Below are 21,804 nucleotides of genomic sequence, written 5' to 3'. Positions count from 1 at the left end.
GGGGCGGGCGGGAGGGGGCCGGAAGGGCGGTCGACGCGAGGTCGTCAAACCCAGTGTGCCGCCGTTCCTCGGCCCTGACAAGCGGCCGACACCAACGCTCACAGGGCCTGCTTGTTCCCTGGCAAGTCCCAGGGGAGCCACGCGCCGGCAGGCCGTTGGCCCGGGCCCGAACGATCCGCCTCGAGCGTGACGGGCAGCACGAAAGTCGGCTCGGCGAAGATTGCAGCAAATGCTATCAATGATTAAAGTGCAACCACGGAGCCACCAAAATGCACGCAACACTATCGGAATTGCTGGAAAATCTGCAACCTGGGATGCTTTGGGTCTCTCGAGACGGTCTCGTGAGGTTCTCCAACGCCCAGGCGGCCGCCAAGATGCGGCTGAACTCCGGCTCGCGGTTGCAGGAGCCGACGCTGATCAACGCCGTGAACGGCACGGTGATCGAGCAGACGTCGCGCACGGTCACCATCTGCGGCCAGCCGACCGGCCCGGGCGAGCCGGTGCCGGAGTTGCGCTGCAAGGTGCTGCCCGGCCTGTCGCGCGACGACGCGATGGTGCTGGTCACCGACAGTGCCGACGAACACGCCGTGGTCGGCTTCGACAACCTGATGATGGTGATCCGCTCGGATCTGCGCGATCCGCTGAGCGCACTGACCCAGTCGCTCGTGATGGCGCGCAACGACCGCGATGTGCATGCGCTGGACGCGCTGTGCGACCAGGTCGACGAGGTCACGCAGGTGCTCAGCAAGCTGATCGATCTGGCCTCGGTGTGGGGCAGCGAATCCCTGGTCGGAAACGACCGCATCGAACTGTGGCCGCTGCTGCAGCAGGCCTGGGCGAAGGTCGAGCCGCTGGCGCGTGCACGCAACCTGAAGGCGCGCTTCACGGCGCAGGGCCCGAAGACACAGCTCGCGGCGATCTACGGCAGCGAGCACTGGTTGAAGCGCGTGTTCGTCGAGTGCCTCGAGGCAGCCGTGCGCGCGGCGCGCCCGGGCGGCTCGCTGGAGATCGAGCACCGCCAGATGGGCCCGCGCGCCCTGATCGTGCTGCGCGACAGCGGCGCTTTCGTGGCGGCGCGCGAAGAATCCACGCCGATGGAGACGGTCTCGTCCTCCAAGGGGCGCGGCACGTCCGAAGCGGGCGCCAGGCTGGCCTCGCGCGACCTGATCGGGCTGAAGCTGTGCCAGCAGATCGTTGCCCAGCACGGCGGGCAACTGCGCGAGGAGCACGACGACGGCCAGCGCAACTTCCTCATCGACCTGCCCACCGGTGCACCGTTCCGCAACGAGGCGGTCGACATGGACATCGCGCAGGCGCAGGTCTACGCCCGCGACCTGGCCGCGCTGATGGCGCGGCGCCGAGACAACCGCGCGGCCAAACCCTGAATCCAACCGAGAGGCAAGCACCATGAAGAAGATCCTGATCGTCGAAGACCAGCCCGACATCCGCAAGCTGATCCGCATGACGCTGGAGTTCGAGGACTACGAGATCCACGAGGCCGCCGATGGCGCCTTCGGCCTGCGCATGGCATCGGCCGTCGGCCCCGACCTGGTACTGCTGGACGTGATGATGCCTGGCGAACTCGACGGACTGCAGGTCTGCCAGCGCATCAAGTCCGACCCCAAGCTGTCGGGCCTCAAGGTCGTGTTGCTGACGGCACGTGGCCAGGCCCGCGACCGCGAGGCGGGCCAGCAGGCCGGCGCCGACGACTACCTCGTCAAGCCGTTCAGCCCGCTGCAGCTGATCGAGACGATCGACCGCCTCGTCGCAGCCGCGTGAGCTTCGACGCAAACGCCTGCGAGGCAGCGATGGGCAAGCTTCCCTACGCGCTCCAAGCCGAGAGCGCCCAGGCCGCGCTCGGACTGGCCGATCCGGCCATGGCACAGGCGCAGCTCGAGCGCGTGATCGCCGACCTCGGGCGCGTGTACCGCGAGCGCAACGACGCGCTGCGCGCATTGGCACGGGCGCACCACGAAGCGCTGCTGCGGCTGTCGATCGCGGCGGAGTTCCGCGACGACGACACCGGCGTGCACATCGTGCGCATGGGCTTCCTCGCCGAGGCGCTCGCGCTGGCTCTGGGCCAGAACGCGGCATGGTCCAAGCTGCTGCGCATGGCTGCGCCGATGCACGACATCGGCAAGATCGGCGTGCCCGACAACGTGCTGAAGAAGCCCGGCCCGCTGACGCGCGAGGAGCGCGATGTGATGAACCGGCACGCGCAGATGGGCGCCGACATCCTGGGCGCTTCGGAGGTGCCGCTGTTCAAGCTGGCCAGCGAGGTGGCGCTGTCGCACCACGAGCGCTTCGACGGCAGCGGCTATCCGCGCGGCCTGGCGGGCGCGGCCATCCCGCTGTCCGGGCGCATCGTCGCCGCGGTCGACTACTTCGACGCGCTGACGATGGACCGCTGCTACCGGCCTGCCATTCAGGACAAGCAGGCGCTGGAGATGATGGTCGGCGAACGCGGCCGCCTCTTCGACCCGCTGGTGGTGGACACCTTCCTCGATCGCGCGGAAGACATGGTCGCGCTGCGCGAGCGCATCAACAGCCATCGCCCCCAGTTCTCGGCCCTGCTCGACGACGAGCCCCTGGGCGCCTTGGCGTCCTGAACGAAGTCCGACCCCGCGGAGCCCATGACATGACCTACTCCCTCAGCCGCACGCCCCTCGCCGCTCTGTGGCCCCGCAGGCTGCGGCACCAGATGCTGGTGCTGCTCGTCGCCGTGATGGTGGTGGCGATGTGCGCGCTCTACGTGGTGTCGAGCCAGCGTGCGGCGGATGCCGCCTTCCAGACCTCCTCGCAATGGGCCGGCGCGCTCGCGCGCACCGCCGCCAGCGCGGCCGCACCCTTGCTGGTGAAGGCCGACGAGTCGGGCCTCGAGAGATCCCTGCGCGACATCGCCCGGCTGCCGGGTGTGCTGCGCATCGACGTGCGCGACAGCGGTGGCGTGGCACTGTTGAGCCTGCGCGCGCTGGCCGACGGCAGCATCATCGCGCGAAGCCTGCCGCCCGACATGCCGCAGCCGCCGGCCGGTGCCCACGGCAGCGTGCGCGCCGTGCAGGTGGCCGGAATCGACGCGCTGCAGGTCTGGGCGCCGGTCGACCCGATCATGCCCCTGGGCCACATCGGCGTGCTGTTCAGCCAGCACGGCGAGCGCGAGCAGCTCATGAAGATGCAGCGGGAACTCGTTGGAGCGATCGCGCTGGTGGGGCTGCTCACCATTGCTGCGGTATACACCTTCCTGTTGCGCTCGCTGGCGCCCCTGCAGCGCGTGGTGCGCTTCTCGCGCAGCCTGGGCGAGCAGGTCGGCCTCACGCTGCAGCAGCAGGGCAACAGCCGTGAAGTGGCCGAACTCACCGACGCGCTCAACCACGCCTCGCTGACGCTGCGCAAGCAGCTCGTCTCGATCCGCGACAACGAGGCGCGCGTGCATTCGCTGCTCGACGCCACGCCCGACGCCATCCTCGGCCTGGATGCGCAGGCGCGCATCGTCATGCTCAACCCAGCGGCCAGCAGCATCTTCGGTGTCGAACCCGATCAGGTGGTCGGGCAGCCGCTCGCGAGCCTGCTGCCCGCTCTCGTCTTCGACGAAGTCGAGCGCATCACCCGGGAGGGCATGCTGATCCGCTCGAGCCGCATGGCCAGGCTCGACTCGAGCGCGCTGCGCCGCGACGGCACCGAATTTCCGGTCGAGGTGGCCATCTCGCGCGTCGAGGACGAGCACGGCACGCGCTTCACCTGCGTCGTGCGCGACGTCACCGACCAGCGCTGGGTCGATTCGATGCTGCGCCTGTACAACCGGGCGCTCGAGTGCGCCACCAACGGCGTGGTCATCAGCGACGTGCGCGTGCCGGGCCAGCCGATCTTCTACGCCAACCCGGCCTTCGAGAAGATCACCGGCTACAGCGTGGGCGAGGCGATCGGCCGCAACTGCGGTTTCCTGCAGGGCGAAGACCGCGAGCAGCCCGAGATCGCCGTGCTGCGCGAGGCGGTCCGTCAGGGCGAACCTGCCACCGTGGTGCTGCGCAACTACCGCAAGGATGGCACGCTGTTCTTCAACGAGTTGTCCATCGCCCCGGTGGCCACGCCCGACGGCGAGGTCACGCACTATGTGGGCGTGCAGTCCGACGTGACCGAGCGTGAACGCGCCCGCTTCGCGCTGGCCGAACGCAGCGCGCGCCTGAACGCGGTGTTCGACCTCAGCCCGGACGGCTTCGTCGTGTTCGACAGCGAGGGCCAGATGGTCTACTGCAACCAGGCCTTCGTGCAGATGACCGGATGGGATGCTAGCCAGGGCTGCGACATCGTCGGCTTCGACCGCCAGTTCGTCGCGCTGTGCAACCCGGCGCAGGCCTATGTGCCGGTGGCGGCGTCGGTCGGTGTCGCCGGAACGCATGCCGACACGCTGGAGCTGCTGCGACCCGAGCGGCGCACTCTGGCGCGTCTGGCACGCCTGAACCTGGGCGGCCACGGCGAGTCGATCCTCTACTTCCGCGACGTCACGCACGAAACGGAAGTCGACCGCATGAAGAGCGAGTTCCTGACCACCGCCGCGCACGAACTGCGCACGCCGATGGCCAGCATCTTCGGTTTCGCCGAGCTGATGCTCAAGCGCCCGGTGCCGCCGGACCGCCAGCGCGACGTGATGGAGACCATCCACCGCCAGGCCTCGCTGCTCATCAACATGGTCAACGAACTGCTCGACCTGGCGCGCATCGAGGCTCGCCAGGGCAAGGACTTCCGCATCACCGAGCATGCGCTCGGCCCGCTGATCGTGGAGACCGTCGACGCACTGATGATCCATGGCGACCCGCGCAAGGTGGAGGTGCGCGCCGAGCACGGCGAGGTGCGCCTGATGGTCGACCACGACAAGACGCGCCAGGCCATCACCAACGTGCTGTCCAACGCCTACAAGTACTCGCCGGGCGGCGGTTCGATCAGGCTGCACACGCAGCTGCGCGAGGTCGACGGGCAACAACAGGTGGGCGTGTCGGTCACCGACTCGGGCATCGGCATGACGCCCGCGCAGAAGGCGCGCCTGTTCGAGCGCTTCTACCGGGCCGACCCGTCCGGCAACATCCCCGGCACCGGCCTGGGCATGTGCCTGGTGCAGGAAATCATGGAGCTGCAGGGCGGCCAGATCGAGGTCGACAGCGAGCCGGGCATCGGCACCCGCGTCACCTTGTGGTTCCCGGCCGTTGCGCAGCCTGCCGCCATGCCGGCCTGATGCCATAATTTCGCATCGCATCACTGCGGAGTTCGACTTGGACGTCCCCCCTTCTCGGTGACCGTCCGCTCCATGCAGGCCCGGCGCTGACCGTCGGGCCGAGACCCGGGGCGAGGCGGTCGCGAGTTCACCGTTGACGCTTCACCCAGGCCCCGGCTGCGCGCCACGCGCAGCCGCCACGCTGGAGCCCCCATGCTGAATGTCTTCACGCTGGCCAACGGCCGGCTGTTCCAGGAAGAGATCGAGAGCCTCGACGCGCTGGCCCACGTCAAGCCGGTGTGGGTGGACCTCGACGCGCCCACGCCAGAGGAGAAGGGCTGGATCGCGCAGCATTTCGGCCTGACGATCCCGCAGGACGCCGTCGACGACGACCTCGAGGAGTCGGCCCGCTTCTACGAGGAAGACAACGGCGAACTGCACATCCGCTCCGACTTCCTGATCGACGACGACCAGCAGGCGCGCAACGTGCGCGTGGCCTTCATCCTCTACAAGAACGTGCTGTTCTCGGTGCACGGCGAGGACCTGCCGGTGTTCCGCCTGCTGCGCCTGCGTGCCCGGCGCATCCCCGCGCTGATCGAAGACGCCAAGGACGTGCTGCTCAAGCTCTACGACGCCGACGCCGAGTACAGCGCCGACGCGCTGGAAGGCATCTACGACAGCCTGGAGGCGGTGAGCGCGCGCGTGCTCAAGGAGAACGTCAACGACCAGGCGGCCGGCGAGGCGCTGGCCGCCATTGCCAAGGAAGAGGACTTGAACGGCCGCATCCGCCGCAACGTGATGGACACGCGCCGCGCGGTGAGCTTCATGATGCGAAGCCGGCTGCTCAACGCCGAGCAGTTCGAGGAGGCGCGGCAGATCCTGCGCGACATCGATTCGCTCGACTCGCACACCACTTTCCTGTTCGACAAGATCAACTTCCTGATGAACGCCACGGTCGGCTTCATCAACATCAACCAGAACAAGATCATCAAGATCTTCTCGGTGGCCAGCGTGGCGCTGCTGCCGCCGACGCTGATCGCCAGCATCTACGGCATGAACTTCAAGGCCATGCCCGAGCTCGACTGGGCGCTGGGCTACCCCTACGCGATCGGCCTGATGGTGGCTTCGGTGGCGGCGCCGTTCATCTACTTCCGGCGCAAGGGCTGGCTGCGCTGAACGCCTGAGTCAGCTGTTGGCGCGGCGCTTCAGAAAGCGCATGAACGCGCCGACCCCGGGCAGCTTCTCGTACAGCTCCTCGGCCGCGTCCCAGTAGTCGCGGTGCAGCACCACGCGGCCCTGCGCGTCGAAGCGCAGGTGCGAACCGCCGTGCACCACCTGCTCGCCGCGCGAGAAGCGCTTGAAGCGGAACAGGAAGTCCCAGGTGAGGAAGCACTGGTCGCCCTCGACGACGATGTCGCGCACCACGAAGCGCGGCGCGTCGAGCGCGACGAACATGTGCGCGAACACCTTCTCGATCGCGGGCACGCCCTGCACGTCGTTGAACGGGTCCTTGAAGCGTGCGTCGGCCGCGTAGAACTCGCCCAGGTGCGACACGTCGGCCAGCGTGATCGACTCGAACATCGTCACCACGCGCGCCACCCGCGCATCCGCATGCCGCGCACTCATAGCCCGGTGGCGCGGCGGATCGCCTTGAAGTACAGCGCGTCGCCGAGGTGGCTGAGCGCCTTCAGCCACAGCGTGAAGCGCTTCGGGAAGTGGATCTCGAACTGGCCGGCCTCCCAACCCTGCACGATTTCCGAGGCCGCCTGCGCCGGGCTGATCAGCGCCGGCATGGCGAACTCGTTGCTCGAAGTCAGCGGCGTCTCCACGAATCCCGGGTTGACCACCGACACGCCCAGCCCCTGCGGCTGCAGGTCGAGGTAGAGCGTCTGCGCCAGGTTGATCAGCGCCGCCTTCGTCGGCCCGTAGGCCAGCGAGTTGGGCAGGCCGCGGTAGCCGGCCACGCTGGCCAGCAGGCTGATGTGGCCCGCCTTCTGCCGCAGCAGCGCCGGCAGCACGGCGTCGAGCATGTGCAGCGCGCCGACGTAGTTGACCTGCTGGTGGCGCAGCATCTCGTCGAGGTCGAACTGCGTGGCACGCATCGCCTTGTAGTAGCCGGCGCAGTAGACGGCCAAGTCGAGGCGGCCGCAGCGGTCGCTCACCTGCTGCCCCGCGGCATGCATCGCCGCGCGGTCGGTCACGTCCAGCGGCAGCGCGATGCTGCCCGGGTGCTGCTGCGCGAAGGCCTCGATGGTTGCCGCGCTGCGCGCGGACACCACCACGGTCGCGCCCCGCGCATGCAGCAGCTCGGCCGTGGCGCGGCCGATGCCGGTGGACGCGCCGACCAGCCAGACCACCTGGCCTTGCCAGTTCGGGATGCGGGGATTCAGGGCCATGCGGGCCACCTCAAGGTTTCTTCGTGAAGGCGAGCGTGACCTCGCCGAGGCGGATGCCGAACTTGCTCATCACCGCCTTGTTCAGCATCACGCGCTCGTCGACCAGGTACATCCAGTCGTCGAACTGCACCTCGTAGACCGAGCCGTCCACCGGCAGGCGAAGCGTGTAGGCCCACCGGAAGGCGTTGCCGGAGGCCTGGCCCTGGGCGGTGCCGACCACGTCGTCGGCAGTGCCGGTGTAGCGGCCTTCGTTGCCGGGGCCACGGAGCTTCTTGAGGCGCCAGATGCGGCGCTCCTTCTTGCCGTCGCTGTAGGTGAAGTCTTCGTCGAGCACGCCGTCGTCACCGGTCCAGCTGCACTTCATCAGCACGGTGAAGCGGCGCACGACCTTGCCGCCGCGGTCGGTGAAGAGGCCGTGCGCGACCAGCTCGCCGTCGAAGTATTTCTCCAGCGCGAGCACCGGCTTCTCGGCGGCATAGTCGGTCGGCACGGGTGCGGAGGCGCAGCCCAAGGCGAGCACGCCGGCGGCCAGCGCGGCAACGAGGGAACGTCGGTTCATGCGAGTCTTTCCGCGGGGCGGATCCAGGTCAGGTACAACAAGGCCACGGCGGCGAGCTTGAGGATGCAGGGCAGCACGCAGTAGGCGAGGGTGAGTGCGGTCAGCGCGTCGTCGCCGCGCCCACCCGGCGCGTAGCCGAACCATTGCAGTGCCGGCAAGGCCAGGCCGGCAGCCAGCGCGAGGTTGAGCTTGGTGGCGAAGTTCCACCAGCCGAAATAGGAGCCTTCGCCGCGCCCTGCGTGCCCGGCACGCTGGATCACGCCGGCCAGCATCGCGCCGGGCAGGGTGAGGTCGGCCCCCAGCGCGATGCCGCTGAGCACGCACACCACGGTGTAGGCGGCCACGTCGCCGCTGCCGAGCAGCGCGGCCCAGGCGAACACCGCGATGGCCAGCAGCATGCCGGCGAGCCAGCAGCGCGCCAGGCCGAAGCGCGCCACCGCGCGCACCCACAGCGGAATCGACAGCGCGCCGGCCGCGAAGTAGCTGGCCAGGAACAGCGGCTCGAAGGCCGGTGCCTCGAGCCGGTCGCGGATGAAGAACAGCACCAGCGTGGCGGGCACCGCGCTGGCGATGCCGTTGACGAGGTAGATGGCCAGCAGGCGGCGGAAGTCTGGCGTGGCCAGCGGCATCGTCATCGGCACCGGTTGCGCATCCGCGGCTGCGGCCATGGGCTGCGGTGCGCGCCACAGCCAGGCCACGCCGGCCAGCAGCAGCGCGGCGAACACCAGCGTGCTCACGCCCAGCCCGGCCACCGAGGGCAGCACGCTGGCCATCAGCACGCCGACCAGCGCCAGGCCTTCACGCCAGGCGACGATGCGCGCACGCTGCGGCTCGTCGCCGCCCAGGCGCGCGCCCCAGGCCTGGTGGATGACGCTGACCACGCTGTAGCCGAGGTAGGTGACGGCCAGCAAGGCAGCGCACCAGGCCAGCAGCGCGGCGGTGCCCTGCACGGCCGGGAAGAACAGGCCGCGAAAGCCCAACGCCAGCAGCACCGCGGCGCCGGCGACGGCCAGCCAGGCGCTGCGCGACGAGCGGGCGAAGAGGCGGTCGGCCCAGCGGCCGATCAGCGGGTCGGCCACGGCATCGAACAGCCGCGCGCCCAGCAGCACCGCGCCCAGCCAGGCCAGCGGCACGCCGAACTCGCTGGCGTAGTGGTTGGGCAGCACCACGTAGAGCGGCAGCGCGACGAACGCCAGCGGCATGCCGAGCGCGCCGTACGACAGGCCCTCTGCCACGCGCGTGGCGCTGGCTTCGCGGGGCGCCACGGGGCAGGCCGCGGCGCTCATGAGCGCGGCAGCGCGATGCCCAGCAGCGACTGGCGCAGCTTGGGCTCCGAGGTCTGCGGCGAAAGCCAGATGCCGAAGAATCTTCGGGTGAAGTCGGTGTCGAGCAGTTCGCTGCGCAGCGTGCCGTTGTGGAAGAAGCGGACGCCCTCCTCGGGGCGCTGCACACCGGTGATGCGGTCGCCCTTGACGACGTCGGGGAAGGCACGCTTCATCTCGGCGAGCCAGCGTTCGCCCTGCGCGTCGCTGACGCCGCCGCTGCGTTTCATCTCCTCGAGGCTGCGCTCGGCGATGAGCCGGCCGTACAGGGTGCGTGCGTACTGCAACTCGAGCGCCAGGGCATGGCGATCGAAGCGGTCGGCGCTGAAGCGCTCATCGATCCACAACCGCGCGTCGTAGACATGCAGGCCGAGGAAGGTCAGGCGGCCGCTGCCGAGCAACTGCGCGCCCGGCAGTTCGGCCACTACCTCGGGCGGCGCGGCGATGTTGGCCCGTGCCGCGAGCGGCGAAAGCGCCAGGCCCAGCAGCAGGCTGCGGCGGTGCGTGTCCATGGGGTTCAGTCGCGCTGCAGGGTGAACTGCATGACGCTGGTGTTGCCGGTGGCGAAGGCGGCCTCGCAATAGGCGAGGTAGAACTCCCAGATGTGCATGAAGCGCGCGTCGAAGCCCAGCCGCCGCACGCGCTGCTCCTGGCCCAGGAAGCTTTCGCGCCAGCGGCGCAGCGTCTCGGCGTAATCGAGGCCGAAGTCGAGTTCGTTGACCACCCGCAGCCCGGCCTGCGCTGCGGCCTCGCGAAAGGCCGAAGGGCTGGGCAGCAGCCCGCCGGGGAAGATGTACTGCTGGATGAAGTCGGTCGACTTCACGTAGCGCTCGAAGTAGCGGTCGGCGATCGTGATGCTCTGGATGCAGGCCTTGCCGCCGGGCTTGAGCTGGCTGCGCACGGTGGCGAAGAAGCTCGGCCAGTACTCGCGGCCCACGGCCTCGAACATCTCGATGGAGGCGATGGCGTCGAAAGGGCCGTCGGCGATGTCGCGATAGTCCTGGAAGCGCAGGTCACCGGGCAGGCCGGCATCGCTCAGGCGCTTCTTCGCCCACTCGAGCTGCTCGCTGGACAGCGTCACGCCGGTCACCTTCGCGTCGAAATCGCGCGCCGCGCATTCGGCCAGCGCACCCCAGCCGCAGCCGATCTCTAGCACGCGGTCGCCCGGTTTCACACCGGCCTCGCGCAGTGCGCGGCGCACCTTGGCGTGCTGCGCGTCGGGCATGGGCCGATTGAGGTCGCCCTCGAACCATGCGCTGCTGTAGTTCATTGTCGGGTCGAGCCACAGGCGATAGAACTCGTTGCCCAGGTCGTAGTGGGCGTGGATGTTCTTCTTGCTGCCCTGGCGCGAATTGCGGTTGAACAGGTGCTTGAGTCGATACAGCGCCGAACCCCACCAGCTGCCGTAGACGATCGACTCGACCTCGTCGCGGTTGGCGATGAACAGCGTGAGCAGCGTGGTGAGGTCGGGCGTGGTCCAGTCGCCGGCGATGTAGCTTTCGGCGAAACCGATGTCGCCCGAGCGCAGCACGGCGCCGCAGACGTTCCAGTTGCGCAGGCGCAGCGCGGCACGCGGACCGTCATCGGACTTGTTGCCGAAATGCGCGCTGCTGCCGTCGGGCATCTGCAGGTCCAGCGAGCCGTGCCGCAGTCGTTGCAGAAGTCGGAACACTGCGCGTGCGGCGGCGGGCGCCGAATCGGGCAGGCTGGATGGAGCGAAGGTGGTGGTGCTGGTCATGACTTCGGCTCAGCGGGTGACGAAATCCCCGGGCGGGGCGGGCTTGTGGAAGAAGGGCACGCGCTTGGTCCAGAGCTTCAGCGCCTGCCAGTGGATGCGCACGATCACGCCCAGCGTCATCATCGGCATGCCGAAGAAGGCGCGGCGCGTGCTCGCGGCGGTCAGCGGTTCAAGATGGCCGGACACGCTGGTCTGCAGCAGCGGGCCGTCGGCGTCGTCGTGGTCGATGCGGGCCACCGTGCGCTCCGCCGTGCGCATGAAGCGGAAGCGGTAGTCGCCCTCGATGGCGCAGAACGGCGAGACGTGGAACACCTTGGTGGCGCGCAGTTCGTTGCCGAAGGCCAGGCCCGCGCCGCGCAGCAGATAGCAGTGCCGCTCGCCGAAGGTGTTGTTGACCTCCACGACGATGGCGGCAAGCGTGCCGTCGGTGCGATGGCAGTACCAGAAGCTCACCGGCTTGAAGGTCACGCCGAGCACGCGCGGGTAGCAGTGCAGCCAGACCTCGCCGTCGGCATCGGCCACGTCTTCGCTGGCGAGCAGTTCGTCGAGCCAGGCCAGGCTGTCGGCGCGGCCGTCGCCATGGTCGCGGTCGTGGAAGCTGATCAGGCCGAAGCGGTTGCGCGCAAGTTCCTTCGACGGCTGCGCCCGCAGGCCGCGCATCGGCAGCATCAGGAAGTAGGTGCTGTAGGTGAAGCTGTTGCGCGCGGGGCGTAGGCGCGCATGGCGCACCTGGCCGAGGCCGATCAGCGGGGTGGCGGCTTGTTCGATCACGCGGCCTCCGCGTCCGGGCGCTGGGCGGCCCAGGCCGCGCGCAGTCCCTCGACCACCGCCTCGCCGGACATCAGCCCGTCTTCGTGGAAGCCGTATCGAGTCCAGGCGCCGCAGAACCAGGTGTGCGAGAGACCTTGCAACTGCGGCACGCGCCGCTGCGCGGCGATCGCTTCCAGGTCGAAGATCGGGTGGTCGTACTCGTACTCGCCGACCACCGTGTCGGCGCGGGGCTCGGTGACCGGATTCAGCGAGACCACCACCGGCGTCGTGAAGGGCAGCGGCTGCAGCCGGTTGAGCAGGTAGTGAAGGCACACGCGGGCCTGTTCGCGGTCGCCGTCGGCGGAGCGCTCGTAGTTCCACGAGGCCCAGGCGCGCTCGCGTTGCGGCAGCACGCTGCGGTCGGTGTGCAGCACCGCGCGGTTGGGCTGGTAGCGGATCGCGCCGAGCACGCTGCGCTCGGTCTCGCCCGCATCGCCGAGCAGCGCGAGCGCCTGGTCGCTGTGGCAGGCGAAGACGACCTCGTCGAAGCGTTCGCTGCCGCGATCGGTGGCCACCCAGGCACCGGCCGCGCCATTGCCGGCAGGCACCCGCTTCACGCTGCGCACCGGGCTGTTCAGTCGCGCGTCGGGCACGCCGGCGACGATCTTCTGCACGTACTGTCGCGCACCGCCGCGCACGGTGTACCACTGCGGCCGGTTCGCCACCTGGATCAAGCCGTGGTTGTGGCAAAAGCGGATCAGCGTGGCCACAGGGAAATGCAGCATCTGGTCGGTCGGGCAGGACCAGATGCAGCCGATCATCGGCAGGAAGTACCAATCGCGGAACTCGTCGCTGAAGCCGTGGTGGGCCAGGAAATCGGCGATCGGCTGCACCATCTGCGCTTCGCTGCCGCTGCTGGCGATCGCAGTGGTCAGCTTGTTGAAGCGAAGGATGTCTCGCAGCATGCGCCAGAAGCGCGGTTTGAACAGGTTGCTGCGCTGGGCGAATACGCTGGACAGGTCCGAGCCGCTCCACTCCAGCCCGATGTCGGGCACCTGCACCGAGAACGACATGTCCGACGGCGCGATCTCGACACCCAGCCGCTCGAACAGGTTCAGCAGTCGGGGATAGGTGCGTTCGTTGAGGACGAGGAAGCCGGTGTCCACGCCATGCGTGTGGCCGTCGAGCGTGACGTCGACGGTGTGCGTATGGCCGCCGAAGTAGTTGCCGGCCTCGAACAGGGTCACATTCGCCTGGCCTTGCAGGCCATGGGCCACGGCGAGGCCCGAGATGCCCGAACCGATGATCGCGACGCGCCGCATCGATCAGGCCGCGCAGCGGGTGCCGCGTCGTGCGGCACCCGTGCTGGAGAAGATTGTTGCGAAGCGCCCCCGGGCGAAGGAGGGAGGAGGGAGGGAGGAGGAGAACCGCCCGGGGATTTCATCCAGACTGGCTGGAAGACTCCGCAACACAAACCAGTGGAGCGCCAACAAATCTTGCTGGCGTCCGGCGGGTTCGACGCGGGTGCGCGGCCTGAGTTCCGTCAGAGCGAGCATCGATGTGACGGCGCATGTCGAAACTGCGGCGGCCTGGCGATTCACGATGTTTGCAGTCTTCAAGTTGAACTGTACGGTATGAAATATAACTCAGTAGTCACGCTTTTGCGTCGAGCAGGCGCTCGACCTGCCGGATGAAGGCCTTGTCGAGGGGGTCGACGTCACTGACGTGGCTGGTCACCATGCCGCCGTCGCGGGCGATCAGGTACTTGTGGAAATTCCAGCGCGGCCACTGCCCGGTGCGTTGCGCCAGGTCGGCGATCAGGGGGTTCGCCGCCGCCCCGGCGGAAGCCGCGACGCGCGACTTGGCGAACATCGGGAACTTGACGCCGAAGGTGTTCTCGCAGAAAGCCGCGATCTCGGCGCCGCTGCCAGGCTCCTGCGCGCCGAAGTCGTTCGACGGGAAGCCGAGAACGACCAGGCCGCGATCCTTGTAGCGCGCGTACAGGGCCTCGAGAGACTTGTACTGCGGCGTGAAGCCGCAGAAGCTGGCGGTGTTGACCACCACGATCACACGGCCCGCGTACTGGCACAGGTTCTGTGTCTTCTCGTCCTGCAAGCGCGCGAACTCGCGTGTGAGCAGCGGTGTACAGGCGGGCGCCGCGGCCCTGACCGGGTGCGTCCCCGCCGCGGCGAGGGCGGCCAGCGCGAGCAATCGCCGACGCGTCGGGTTCATCGAAAGGCTGACGAGGTCGGCTCTGTCGGGATGATCGGGAGGGGTGATTCGCATGGCGTCGATACTAAGCGGTACAATTTCGTACTGCAAGGTTTAGTCCTGGACAACAATGTCGGTCTGCTGGCTTTGTCCAATCCGAGCGCACTGCCATGAACCCTTTCGCCACTCGTTCCGCTCTCGAGTTCAACATTGCGGCGGCTGAACGAGATACCGGCCTGAGCAAGGACACACTTCGTGTTTGGGAGCGGCGCTACGGTTTTCCCAGTCCCAAGCGAGATGGCAGGGGCGAGCGGCTCTACTCCTCGCAGGAGATCGAGCAGTTGCGCCTCCTGAAACGGCTGGTCGATGCGGGAGAGCGCCCGGGCCGGCTGATGAGTTTGTCCATGGCCGAACTGGTGGAGCGCCTGCAACGGCACGCCCCGATGGCGGTGTCCGACACCGCGCGCGAGGTGGGCGACTTCCTGGAGATTCTCAAGTCGCATGATGTGCAGGGATTGCGGCGGCAACTCGTCCAGGCCCGTGAACGCCTTGGACTGGCGAGATTCATCATCGATGTGGTCGGACCGCTGAATACGCGCGTCGGCGACGCCTGGATGCGCGGGCAACTGCAGATCTTCGAGGAGCACCTCTACACCGAGTCGATCCAGGTCGTGCTGCGCGATGCCATCGCGCGCCTGCAGCCGGTGCGTGCCCGCCCGGGTGTGCTGCTCACCACGCTTCCCCATGAGCCGCACGGGCTGGGCCTGCTGATGGCCGAGGCCCTGCTGGCGCTGGACAGTGCGCGCTGCGTCTCGCTGGGAGTCTGCACGCCGATATGGGACATCGTGCTGGCCAGTCGCGCGCAGCGCATCGACATCGTCGCACTGAGCTTCAGCGGCTGCATGAACCCGAACCAGATCGTCGAAGGCCTGACCGAACTGCGCGCGAAGTTGCCGGCCGGCATCGATCTGTGGGCTGGAGGCGCCGCGCCGGTCCTGCATCGCCGCCCGGTCGACGGCGTGCGCGCGATCGCCGCGATCGGACAGATCCACGACGAGTTGCAGGCTTGGCGCGCGCGTGAAGCGAAGTCCTGACGGGCTAAGGCCATGCCGCACCCACGACATGGGCGCAGAACTAGAATCGCTGATCCACGAGGCGCTGCCATGGCCATGATCTATCCGGAACTCTTCAAGCAGCTCGAAGCCGTGCGCTGGAACATGGACAAGGACATTCCTTGGGACCAGTTCGATGCCAGCAAGCTCAGCGACGAGCAGGCGCAGACCATCAAGATGAACGCCATCACCGAGTGGGCGGCATTGCCGGCCACCGAGATGTTCCTGCGCGACAACCGCGATGACAGCGACTTCTCGGCGTTCATGAGCGTGTGGTTCTTCGAGGAGCAGAAGCACTCGCTGGTGCTGATGGAGTACCTGCGCCGTTTCCGGCCCGACCTGGTGCCCACCGAAGAGGAACTGCACGAGGTGCGTTTCGAGTTCGATCCGGCGCCCGCGCTGGAGACGCTGATGCTGCACTTCTGCGGGGAGATCCGGTTGAACCACTGGTATCGCCGCGCCGCGGAATGGCACAACGAGCCGGTCATCAAGGCGATCTACGAGACGCTGGCGCGCGACGAGGCTCGCCACGGCGGCGCCTACCTGCGCTACATGAAGCGTGCGCTGCAGAAGTTCGGCGACGAAGCGAAGGCTGCGTTCGCCAAGGTGGGCGTGCTGATGGCCAGCGCCCGCCGCACGGCGCAGGCGCTGCACCCGACCAACCTGCACGTGAACGTGAAGCTGTTCCCGCGCGACACGGTGCAAAGCCGCCTGCCCAATCCCGAGTGGCTGGAGCAGTGGCTCGACCGCCAGATCCAGTTCGACGCCGTCTGGGAGACCAAGGTCGTCGAGCGCATCCTGCACAACATGAGCCTGCTCATGGAGCGCAGCTTCGCCAGCGTGCAGGAGCTCAACCGCTTCCGCAAGGAAGTGACGGCCGCGGTGGCCGCCGCCGCCAAGCCGGCGGCGGGCGCGACGCCGGCCTGAGGAGAAAGGGCCTCAGCCCTTCTTCGCCGCGGCGGCGTCCTGCTCGGCCTTGCGGTCGGCCGTGACCCGCTGGGCGCTGGCGCGCTCGCCGACCAGCTTGCCGTAGACCTTCCAGTCGATGCCGGCGGCAGCGAGCAGGTCCTCACCGTAGACGATGCGCGTGGCCATGGCCACCAGCGGCAGGCTGACCCAGGCCGAGCAGTCCGCCTGCGTGAACTGATCGCCAGCCACGTAGGGCGCGAACTTCGCCAGCCGTTTGAAGGCGGCGATGTTCTTCTCCAGCTGCTTGCGTACGCGGGCGGCATTCGCCTCGCTGATGTCGCCGCCGAAGAAGGCCTTGCCGTACAGCTCGCGCGTGACGAGTTCCAGGTGCAGATCGATGAAGGTCGTGAGCTCGCGCACCTTGGCTGCGGCCCAGGGGTCGACGGGCAACAGGCGCGGCTCGGGTTGCAGCGCCTCGAGGTAGTCCAGGATCGCCTGGCTCTCGCACAGCGCACCCTGCTCGGTGCGGATGAAGGGCACCTTGCCCAGTGGCGAGCAGGACAGCACGGCCTCGTCCTTGCTGCCGGTGGCCACGTACTGCTCCTGGAAGGGAATGCCCTTTTCCAGCAGGGCCAGCTTGACCTTGTTGTAGTAGTTCGAGATGCAGATGCCGCACAGCGTGATCATCGATGTCTCCTGCAATGACTGGCGCGCAGTCTATGCGCGCTGCGGCCCGCCCCGCTGCCTCGCAGGCGACAATCGCGGCCATGGCCGACTTCCTCGACAAGCTGTGCCCGCGCAGCGAGCTCGCCGCCCGAGTGGCAGCGCTGCAGCGCCCGGTGGTGTTCACCAATGGCGTGTTCGACATCCTGCACCGCGGCCACGTGAGCTACCTCGCGCAGGCACGTGCGCTGGGCGCCAGCCTGGTCATCGGGCTGAACAGCGACGCTTCGGCGCGCGGCCTGGGCAAGGGCCCCGACCGGCCACTGAACAACGAGACCGACCGCGCCTGCGTGCTGGCGGCGCTGGAGAGCGTCAGCCTCGTGACGCTGTTCGAAGAGGCCACGCCGGTCGAACTGCTCAAGCTCGTGCGTCCGCAGCTGTACGTGAAGGGCGGCGACTACGACATCGAGACGCTCGAGGAGACGAAGTGGGTGCGCAGCTGGGGCGGCGAGGCTCGTGCGCTGGCCTTCGTCGACGGCTACTCCACCACCTCGCTGGTCCGACGCATCCGCGGCTGAACTACGACCGATTCACCAGCACGATGCCGCTGGCCACGGCCAGCAGTGCGATCACCAGCCGCGGCGTGATCGGCTCGCCGAGCAGCCAGCCACCCAGCAGCAGGCCGAACACCGGCGTGAGCAGCGTGAAGGCGGCCAGCCGCGTGGCGGGGTAGTGGCGGATCAGCCAGAACCACAGCAGGTAGCTGGCGAAGGTGACGATCACCACCTGGAAGAACAGCGAGGCCCAGGTCAGGGCCGACAGTGTGGGCGCCCAGGCCGTGCCCGTCACGGCGGCCGCCAGCGCCAGTGCCGCGCCCGAGATGGCCAGCTGGTACAGCAGCGTCTTCTCGGCCGAGGTCGAGCTCAGCTTGCTGCCGCGGATGGCCAGCGTCGTCGCACCCCACAGCACGCCGGCCAGCACACCCAGGCCGTCGCCAAGCCACTGCCGATCGCCCGCCGCCGGGCGCGTGAAGCCCTCGGCGAAGCCCCAGGCTACTCCCGCGAAGGCGATCACCAGCCCGGCCATCTGTGTGCGCTTGAGCTTCTCGGACTTCGAGATGAAGGGCATGCCCAGCGCCACGATGAACGGCGAGATGTAGATGAACACCGCCATGCGCGAGGCGGTGGTGAACTGCAGTCCGAGGAAGATGCAGCCGAACTCGGCGGCGAAAAGCAGCCCGGCGAGCAGCCCGCCGGGCAGCGAACCGTCGTGGCCGAACAGCGTGATGCCGCGCAGCCGCGCCCAGATGAACACCAGCACGGCGCCGCCCAGCGAGCGCACGGCGGCCTGCGCGAGCGGTGGCACCTCGGTGATCGCCACCTTGGCGGCCACCTGGTTCAGGCCCCACAGGAAGCAGCACGCCACCAGCGAGGTGACGGCCAGGGTGTCGAGTCGAGACTTGCGTTCAATCGTCATGGGTAGCCGGAAAGGGAAAGAGCAGCGACACGCCCGCGCACACCAGGCCACAGACGGCGCCGCTCGCATGGGCGAAAGGGGCGACCGCGATGTCCCAGCCTTCGCGGGTCTGTGCGGCCGGACCCCAGGGGGACTCGCCGAGGATCTTGAGGGTCACCACGGCAAGGATCGCAGCACCGATGAGGCGCCGTCGGCCGCGATCGTGCACCAGCAGCCACAACGACGCCGCGCACACGCCGGCATGCAGCATGCCGGAGAGGCCGCCGTAATGCAGCAGGTCGGGGCGCAGCAGCAGCCCGAGCTGGGTGAGCGGCCAGGCGGCCAGCCAGGCCAGCACGACGCGGCCCGGCACGCGCGCCACCACGCCCAGCGCGCCCACTAGCGCGGCGCCGGCGAGGTTGGCGCCCAGGTGCAGCGGGCTGTAGTGCACCGCAGCCGAAGTGAAAGCACGCCACGGCTCGCGGGCTGCCAGCGCGGGCTGCCAGTCCAGGCGCAGGGCATCCGCCGGCCAAGCCGCCAGCGCGGCCAGGGCCATCAGCAGGGCGAGTGCAGCCCAGGCGCGCGGCGCCGCCGGAGCGTTCAACCGAACACCGTGCGCCACAGGGCGAGGATGGCGTCGCGGTGTTCGACCAGGGTCTCGGGCGGTACCTGCGTGGGCTGCTCGTCCAGCCGGGCGCGGTGCTGCGCGCGGCGCAGCTCGCGGTAGGCATCGGCAGCGTGCGTGCCGATGTGGTCGGGCAGCAGGCCGCATGCCTGGGCGCGCTGAAGCAGGGCGATGTTGCCCTTGTTGTCGAGCAGCTCGGGGTGCGCGCCGCTGTGTGCGAGCACGAGGTACTGCACCGCGAACTCGGCGTCGACCATGCCGCCCGGGCTGTGCTTGACGTCGAAGCTGCCGGCCTTGACCGGCCGCGCTGCGCGCAGCTTGTCGCGCATCGCGCGCACTTCTTCGCGCAGTGCTGCATGGTCGCGCGGGGCCGCCAGCACGGCGCGGCGCACCGCCTCGAAGCGGCCCTCGAGCGCGCCCAGCCCGGCGCACCAGCGCGCCCGCGTCAGCGCCTGGTGCTCCCAGGTCCATGCGGTGTTGCTGCCTCGGCCGCTCTGGTACTTCTCGAACGAGTCCATCGAGGTGACGAGCATCCCCGAGTTACCGTTCGGCCGCAGCGCGGTGTCGATGTCGAACAGCTCGCCCGCGGCGGTGCGCAAGGTCAGCCAGCCGATCAGCTTGCGCGTGAAGGCGCCATAGACCTCGGGGGCGCGCTCGTCGTCATCGTCGTAGAGGAACACGACGTCGAGGTCGCTGCCGTAGCCGAGCTCCTTGCCGCCGAGCTTGCCGTAGGCGATGACGGCGAAGCGCGGCTCCGGCCGGTGCGCCTGCTTGAGGTGTTTCCAGGCCCAGGCGAGTGTGCGGGCCAGCGTGGCGTCGGCCAGCGCCGACAGCTCGTCGGCCACCTCTTCGGTGGTGATGTGCGCCTCGACGTCGCGCACCAGCGTGCGGAACACCTCGGCATGGTGGGCGCGGCGCAGCGTGTCGAGCAGCGATTCGGGGTCGGCCTGGCCGGAGCGTTCCCAGGCCTCGTGGCGCGCTTCCAGCTCGGCGCTGAACACGGCGGGGTCGAAGCGGTTGTGCAGCAGGCGCTCGTCGGCCAGCTCGTCGATCACGCCCGGGTGGCGCATCAGGTAGCGCATCGGCCAGCGGGCCAGGCCGAGCAGGCGCAGCAGCCGGTTCTGCACCTCGGGCCGCTCGACCAGCAGCGCGAGATAGCTCTCGCGGCGCAGCAGCGGCTCGACCCAGTCGACGAAGCGCGTCGCCGCCTCCATCGTGCACTGGCCGCTGCGCGCGGCCTGCGCGGCGCGCGAGATCAGGCGCGCCAGGCGCACCTTGCTCTCCTCGCGCAGCGCCTTGATCTTCGGCTGCTCACACAGCGGGCGCAGGCGGGCCGCCAGTTCCTCGGGCAGCTTCTCGATGAAGCTCTCGCTGTCCAGCGGCGCCGGCGGCGTGCCGCAGCTGCGGCAGCCGCCGTTGCCGTTGGTGGCCGGTGCGGGCTCGCGGCCGTCGTGCAGCAGCGCGTCGAACTCGAGCGCGACGAACTCGCGGATCTCGCCCAAACGATCGAGCAGCTCGCAGGCGTCGGCGCTGCACGTCAGGGCCAGGCTGCGCGCGATCCAGTTCAAGTCGCCGTCGACGGTGGGCAGCAGGTGGGTCTGCTGGTCGTCGAGGTACTGGATGCGGTGTTCGACGCGGCGCAGGAAGGTGTAGGCCTCGGCCAGCCGGCGCGCGCTGTCGACCTTCATCAGCCCGCCGGCCGCCAGCTTGCTCAGCGCTCTCAGCGTCGAGCGCGTGCGAATCTCCGGGAACTGCCCGCCGCGCACCACCAGCAGCAGCTGCACGATGAACTCGATCTCGCGGATGCCGCCGCGCGAGAGCTTGACGTCGTTGGCGCGCTCGGGCCGGCCGGCGGCGCGGCGCTGGGCCTCGTCGCGCACCTTCCGGTGCAGCTGGCGCAGGCCCTCGAACACGCCGTAGTCGAGGTACTTCCGGTAGACGAAGGAGACGATGATCGAACGCAGCGCACGCGCGCGGCCGCTGTCCACTGCGGCGCGCGGCGCAACGACGCGGCTCTTCAGCCAGGCGAAGCGCTCCCACTCGCGGCCCTGCACCTGCAGGTATTCCTCGAGCATGGACAGGCTCACCGCCGCCGGCCCGGAGTTGCCGTTCGGGCGCAGCGCCAGGTCGACGCGGAACACGAAGCCGTCTTCGGTGGTGTCGCCGATCAGGGTCCGACGGCCGCGCGCCACCTGGGCGAAGAACTCGTGCGCGGTGATCGGCTGCGGCCCGTCGGTGTGGCCGTCTTCTTCGTAGACGTAGACGAGGTCGATGTCGGACGAGACGTTGAGCTCGCGCGCGCCGAGCTTGCCCATGCCGACGACCCAGAATTCGATCGGTGCGCCGGCGTCGGTGCGCGGCAGTCCATGCCGCACCGACTGGTCGGCCACGGCCTGCGCCAAGGCCAGCTCGAGCGTGGCCTCTGCCAGCTCGCTCATGGCCAGCGTGACGTCTTCCATCGCCGCACCCTGCTCGATGTCGAGCACGGCCAGCCGCTCCAGCACGAGCTGCCGTGCCACCCGCAAGGCACTGGCGATCGCGCGGCCTTGCTCCTGCAACGTGGCCACCAGGGCGGTGATCGTCTCGCGCCGCGGCAGGCCGGGGGGCAGCAGCGGCAGCTCGGCCGCGTAACGTCGCCGGATGCGTTGCACGAAACGGCTGTGCGATGCGTCCGCCGGCGGCGTCACAGGGGGTTGCGATTCGATGTCGGTGAGCGGTGCGGAACCCATCGTGTCGGCAGGGGTCTGTGCTAGATTGAACTCAGCGGTGCGGCCACGGCCCCACAAGACATACAACAGTGCCGCGCCGGCCTGCCGTGCAGGCGCAGCGTCCGTGCTTCTGCCCTCGCTGGCGTTGCG

At 68.9% G+C, this 21,804-nt stretch carries 22 protein-coding genes; 9 read left to right on the top strand and 13 right to left on the bottom strand.

The features are described 5' to 3' along the window. Positions 1–341: 341 nt before the first annotated feature. The 5 genes from HZ992_RS21745 (at position 342) to corA (ending at position 6,382) form a co-directional block, all read left to right on the top strand. Positions 342–1,385, top strand: coding sequence for a sensor histidine kinase (locus HZ992_RS21745; RefSeq protein WP_245213158.1), 1,044 nt, complete (start codon positions 342–344; stop codon positions 1,383–1,385). Positions 1,386–1,407: 22 nt separating this feature from the next. After that, positions 1,408–1,779, top strand: coding sequence for a response regulator transcription factor (locus HZ992_RS21740; protein ID WP_209383876.1), 372 nt, complete (start codon positions 1,408–1,410; stop codon positions 1,777–1,779). A 29-nt stretch (positions 1,780–1,808) separates the two neighbouring features. Next, on the top strand, positions 1,809–2,609 hold the full coding sequence (locus HZ992_RS21735; RefSeq protein WP_209387265.1) for an HD-GYP domain-containing protein: 801 nt from the start codon (positions 1,809–1,811) through the stop codon (positions 2,607–2,609). Between the two features lie 29 nt (positions 2,610–2,638). Further along, entirely contained in the window at positions 2,639–5,227 is a 2,589-nt protein-coding gene (locus HZ992_RS21730; RefSeq protein ID WP_209383875.1) for a PAS domain S-box protein, read from the top strand. 192 nt (positions 5,228–5,419) lie between these two features. Continuing rightward, a complete protein-coding gene (gene corA / locus HZ992_RS21725; RefSeq protein WP_209383874.1) occupies positions 5,420–6,382 on the top strand; it encodes a magnesium/cobalt transporter CorA in 963 nt (320 codons plus the stop codon). Positions 6,383–6,391: 9 nt separating this feature from the next. On the opposite strand, the gene HZ992_RS21720 is transcribed toward corA, so the two are convergent. The 8 genes from HZ992_RS21720 to HZ992_RS21685 are packed head-to-tail and all read right to left on the bottom strand — an operon-like array spanning position 6,392 to position 13,293. After that, a complete protein-coding gene (locus HZ992_RS21720) occupies positions 6,392–6,832 on the bottom strand; it encodes a nuclear transport factor 2 family protein (RefSeq protein ID WP_209383873.1) in 441 nt (146 codons plus the stop codon). Then, the gene (locus tag HZ992_RS21715; RefSeq protein ID WP_209383872.1) at positions 6,829–7,602 is read right to left on the bottom strand and encodes an SDR family NAD(P)-dependent oxidoreductase; all 774 of its coding nucleotides are present in this window, start codon (positions 7,600–7,602) and stop codon (positions 6,829–6,831) included. Before HZ992_RS21715 ends, HZ992_RS21720 begins: the two co-directional genes overlap by 4 nt. A gap of 10 nt (positions 7,603–7,612) precedes the next feature. Next, positions 7,613–8,161: a DUF3833 domain-containing protein gene (locus HZ992_RS21710; protein ID WP_209383871.1), complete on the bottom strand. Its 549-nt coding sequence runs from the start codon at positions 8,159–8,161 to the stop codon at positions 7,613–7,615. Next, positions 8,158–9,447 (bottom strand): MFS transporter, encoded by a 1,290-nt coding sequence (locus HZ992_RS21705; RefSeq protein ID WP_209383870.1) that lies wholly within the window; start codon positions 9,445–9,447, stop codon positions 8,158–8,160. Before HZ992_RS21705 ends, HZ992_RS21710 begins: the two co-directional genes overlap by 4 nt. After that, on the bottom strand, positions 9,444–9,995 hold the full coding sequence (locus HZ992_RS21700; RefSeq protein WP_209383869.1) for a chalcone isomerase family protein: 552 nt from the start codon (positions 9,993–9,995) through the stop codon (positions 9,444–9,446). Before HZ992_RS21700 ends, HZ992_RS21705 begins: the two co-directional genes overlap by 4 nt. A 5-nt stretch (positions 9,996–10,000) precedes the next feature. Then, the gene (locus HZ992_RS21695) at positions 10,001–11,221 is read right to left on the bottom strand and encodes an SAM-dependent methyltransferase (RefSeq protein ID WP_209383868.1); all 1,221 of its coding nucleotides are present in this window, start codon (positions 11,219–11,221) and stop codon (positions 10,001–10,003) included. A gap of 9 nt (positions 11,222–11,230) precedes the next feature. Further along, entirely contained in the window at positions 11,231–11,992 is a 762-nt protein-coding gene (locus HZ992_RS21690) for a DUF1365 domain-containing protein (protein ID WP_245213156.1), read from the bottom strand. Then, positions 11,989–13,293, bottom strand: coding sequence for an NAD(P)/FAD-dependent oxidoreductase (locus tag HZ992_RS21685; protein WP_209383867.1), 1,305 nt, complete (start codon positions 13,291–13,293; stop codon positions 11,989–11,991). Before HZ992_RS21685 ends, HZ992_RS21690 begins: the two co-directional genes overlap by 4 nt. Between HZ992_RS21685 and HZ992_RS21680 the strand changes: the two genes are divergently transcribed. Then, positions 13,262–13,609 carry a hypothetical protein gene (locus HZ992_RS21680; protein WP_209383866.1) on the top strand — a complete coding sequence of 116 codons (348 nt, stop codon included), beginning with the start codon at positions 13,262–13,264 and terminating at the stop codon, positions 13,607–13,609. The genes HZ992_RS21685 and HZ992_RS21680 overlap by 32 nt on opposite strands. A gap of 15 nt (positions 13,610–13,624) precedes the next feature. On the opposite strand, the gene HZ992_RS21675 is transcribed toward HZ992_RS21680, so the two are convergent. Next, positions 13,625–14,203 carry a glutathione peroxidase gene (locus HZ992_RS21675; protein WP_209387263.1) on the bottom strand — a complete coding sequence of 193 codons (579 nt, stop codon included), beginning with the start codon at positions 14,201–14,203 and terminating at the stop codon, positions 13,625–13,627. A 149-nt stretch (positions 14,204–14,352) separates the two neighbouring features. Here HZ992_RS21675 and HZ992_RS21670 point away from each other — a divergent pair, with 149 nt between their 5' ends. Together HZ992_RS21670 and HZ992_RS21665 are read left to right on the top strand one after the other, a co-directional pair. Continuing rightward, positions 14,353–15,276 carry a MerR family transcriptional regulator gene (locus HZ992_RS21670; RefSeq protein ID WP_209383865.1) on the top strand — a complete coding sequence of 308 codons (924 nt, stop codon included), beginning with the start codon at positions 14,353–14,355 and terminating at the stop codon, positions 15,274–15,276. Positions 15,277–15,351: 75 nt separating this feature from the next. Continuing rightward, the gene (locus HZ992_RS21665; protein ID WP_209387262.1) at positions 15,352–16,221 is read left to right on the top strand and encodes a ferritin family protein; all 870 of its coding nucleotides are present in this window, start codon (positions 15,352–15,354) and stop codon (positions 16,219–16,221) included. A gap of 12 nt (positions 16,222–16,233) precedes the next feature. Here the strand turns inward: HZ992_RS21665 and HZ992_RS21660 are convergent, their stop codons facing one another. Then, positions 16,234–16,890 (bottom strand): glutathione S-transferase family protein, encoded by a 657-nt coding sequence (locus tag HZ992_RS21660; RefSeq protein ID WP_209383864.1) that lies wholly within the window; start codon positions 16,888–16,890, stop codon positions 16,234–16,236. Between the two features lie 80 nt (positions 16,891–16,970). Here HZ992_RS21660 and rfaE2 point away from each other — a divergent pair, with 80 nt between their 5' ends. Next, complete coding sequence (gene rfaE2, locus HZ992_RS21655; RefSeq protein ID WP_209383863.1) at positions 16,971–17,444, top strand: D-glycero-beta-D-manno-heptose 1-phosphate adenylyltransferase; 474 nt, start codon at positions 16,971–16,973, stop codon at positions 17,442–17,444. A gap of 1 nt (position 17,445) precedes the next feature. Here rfaE2 and HZ992_RS21650 read toward each other — a convergent pair whose 3' ends face one another. Genes HZ992_RS21650 through glnE form a run of 3 tightly spaced genes read right to left on the bottom strand, consistent with a single transcriptional unit; the run spans position 17,446 to position 21,675 of the window. Next, positions 17,446–18,342 (bottom strand): DMT family transporter, encoded by an 897-nt coding sequence (locus HZ992_RS21650; RefSeq protein ID WP_209383862.1) that lies wholly within the window; start codon positions 18,340–18,342, stop codon positions 17,446–17,448. Next, positions 18,332–18,877 carry a rhombosortase gene (rrtA, locus tag HZ992_RS21645; protein ID WP_209383861.1) on the bottom strand — a complete coding sequence of 182 codons (546 nt, stop codon included), beginning with the start codon at positions 18,875–18,877 and terminating at the stop codon, positions 18,332–18,334. The genes HZ992_RS21650 and rrtA overlap by 11 nt, the downstream gene beginning before the upstream one ends. A 44-nt stretch (positions 18,878–18,921) precedes the next feature. Continuing rightward, complete coding sequence (glnE, locus tag HZ992_RS21640; RefSeq protein ID WP_209383860.1) at positions 18,922–21,675, bottom strand: bifunctional [glutamate--ammonia ligase]-adenylyl-L-tyrosine phosphorylase/[glutamate--ammonia-ligase] adenylyltransferase; 2,754 nt, start codon at positions 21,673–21,675, stop codon at positions 18,922–18,924. Positions 21,676–21,804 lie beyond the last annotated feature (129 nt).

The sequence above is a fragment of the Rhizobacter sp. AJA081-3 genome (genome assembly GCF_017795745.1).
Classification (GTDB): domain Bacteria; phylum Pseudomonadota; class Gammaproteobacteria; order Burkholderiales; family Burkholderiaceae_C; genus Piscinibacter.
This window is presented reverse-complemented; position numbering and strand designations above follow the sequence as displayed.

Excerpts from the sequence above, each read along its gene's own strand:
- HZ992_RS21735 (WP_209387265.1), top strand. The coding sequence starts at position 1,809 with ATGGGCAAGCTTCCCTACGCGCTCCAAGCCGAGAGCGCCCAGGCCGCG.
- HZ992_RS21650 (WP_209383862.1), bottom strand. The coding sequence starts at position 18,342 with ATGACGATTGAACGCAAGTCTCGACTCGACACCCTGGCCGTCACCTCG.
- HZ992_RS21695 (WP_209383868.1), bottom strand. The coding sequence starts at position 11,221 with ATGACCAGCACCACCACCTTCGCTCCATCCAGCCTGCCCGATTCGGCG.
- HZ992_RS21715 (WP_209383872.1), bottom strand. The coding sequence starts at position 7,602 with ATGGCCCTGAATCCCCGCATCCCGAACTGGCAAGGCCAGGTGGTCTGG.
- HZ992_RS21670 (WP_209383865.1), top strand. The coding sequence starts at position 14,353 with ATGAACCCTTTCGCCACTCGTTCCGCTCTCGAGTTCAACATTGCGGCG.
- HZ992_RS21705 (WP_209383870.1), bottom strand. The coding sequence starts at position 9,447 with ATGAGCGCCGCGGCCTGCCCCGTGGCGCCCCGCGAAGCCAGCGCCACG.
- HZ992_RS21710 (WP_209383871.1), bottom strand. The coding sequence starts at position 8,161 with ATGAACCGACGTTCCCTCGTTGCCGCGCTGGCCGCCGGCGTGCTCGCC.
- HZ992_RS21730 (WP_209383875.1), top strand. The coding sequence starts at position 2,639 with ATGACCTACTCCCTCAGCCGCACGCCCCTCGCCGCTCTGTGGCCCCGC.
- HZ992_RS21685 (WP_209383867.1), bottom strand. The coding sequence starts at position 13,293 with ATGCGGCGCGTCGCGATCATCGGTTCGGGCATCTCGGGCCTCGCCGTG.
- rrtA (WP_209383861.1), bottom strand. The coding sequence starts at position 18,877 with ATGGCCCTGGCCGCGCTGGCGGCTTGGCCGGCGGATGCCCTGCGCCTG.
- HZ992_RS21740 (WP_209383876.1), top strand. The coding sequence starts at position 1,408 with ATGAAGAAGATCCTGATCGTCGAAGACCAGCCCGACATCCGCAAGCTG.
- HZ992_RS21700 (WP_209383869.1), bottom strand. The coding sequence starts at position 9,995 with ATGGACACGCACCGCCGCAGCCTGCTGCTGGGCCTGGCGCTTTCGCCG.
- HZ992_RS21680 (WP_209383866.1), top strand. The coding sequence starts at position 13,262 with ATGCCCGAACCGATGATCGCGACGCGCCGCATCGATCAGGCCGCGCAG.
- glnE (WP_209383860.1), bottom strand. The coding sequence starts at position 21,675 with ATGGGTTCCGCACCGCTCACCGACATCGAATCGCAACCCCCTGTGACG.
- HZ992_RS21665 (WP_209387262.1), top strand. The coding sequence starts at position 15,352 with ATGATCTATCCGGAACTCTTCAAGCAGCTCGAAGCCGTGCGCTGGAAC.
- rfaE2 (WP_209383863.1), top strand. The coding sequence starts at position 16,971 with ATGGCCGACTTCCTCGACAAGCTGTGCCCGCGCAGCGAGCTCGCCGCC.
- HZ992_RS21675 (WP_209387263.1), bottom strand. The coding sequence starts at position 14,203 with ATGAACCCGACGCGTCGGCGATTGCTCGCGCTGGCCGCCCTCGCCGCG.
- corA (WP_209383874.1), top strand. The coding sequence starts at position 5,420 with ATGCTGAATGTCTTCACGCTGGCCAACGGCCGGCTGTTCCAGGAAGAG.
- HZ992_RS21660 (WP_209383864.1), bottom strand. The coding sequence starts at position 16,890 with ATGATCACGCTGTGCGGCATCTGCATCTCGAACTACTACAACAAGGTC.
- HZ992_RS21720 (WP_209383873.1), bottom strand. The coding sequence starts at position 6,832 with ATGAGTGCGCGGCATGCGGATGCGCGGGTGGCGCGCGTGGTGACGATG.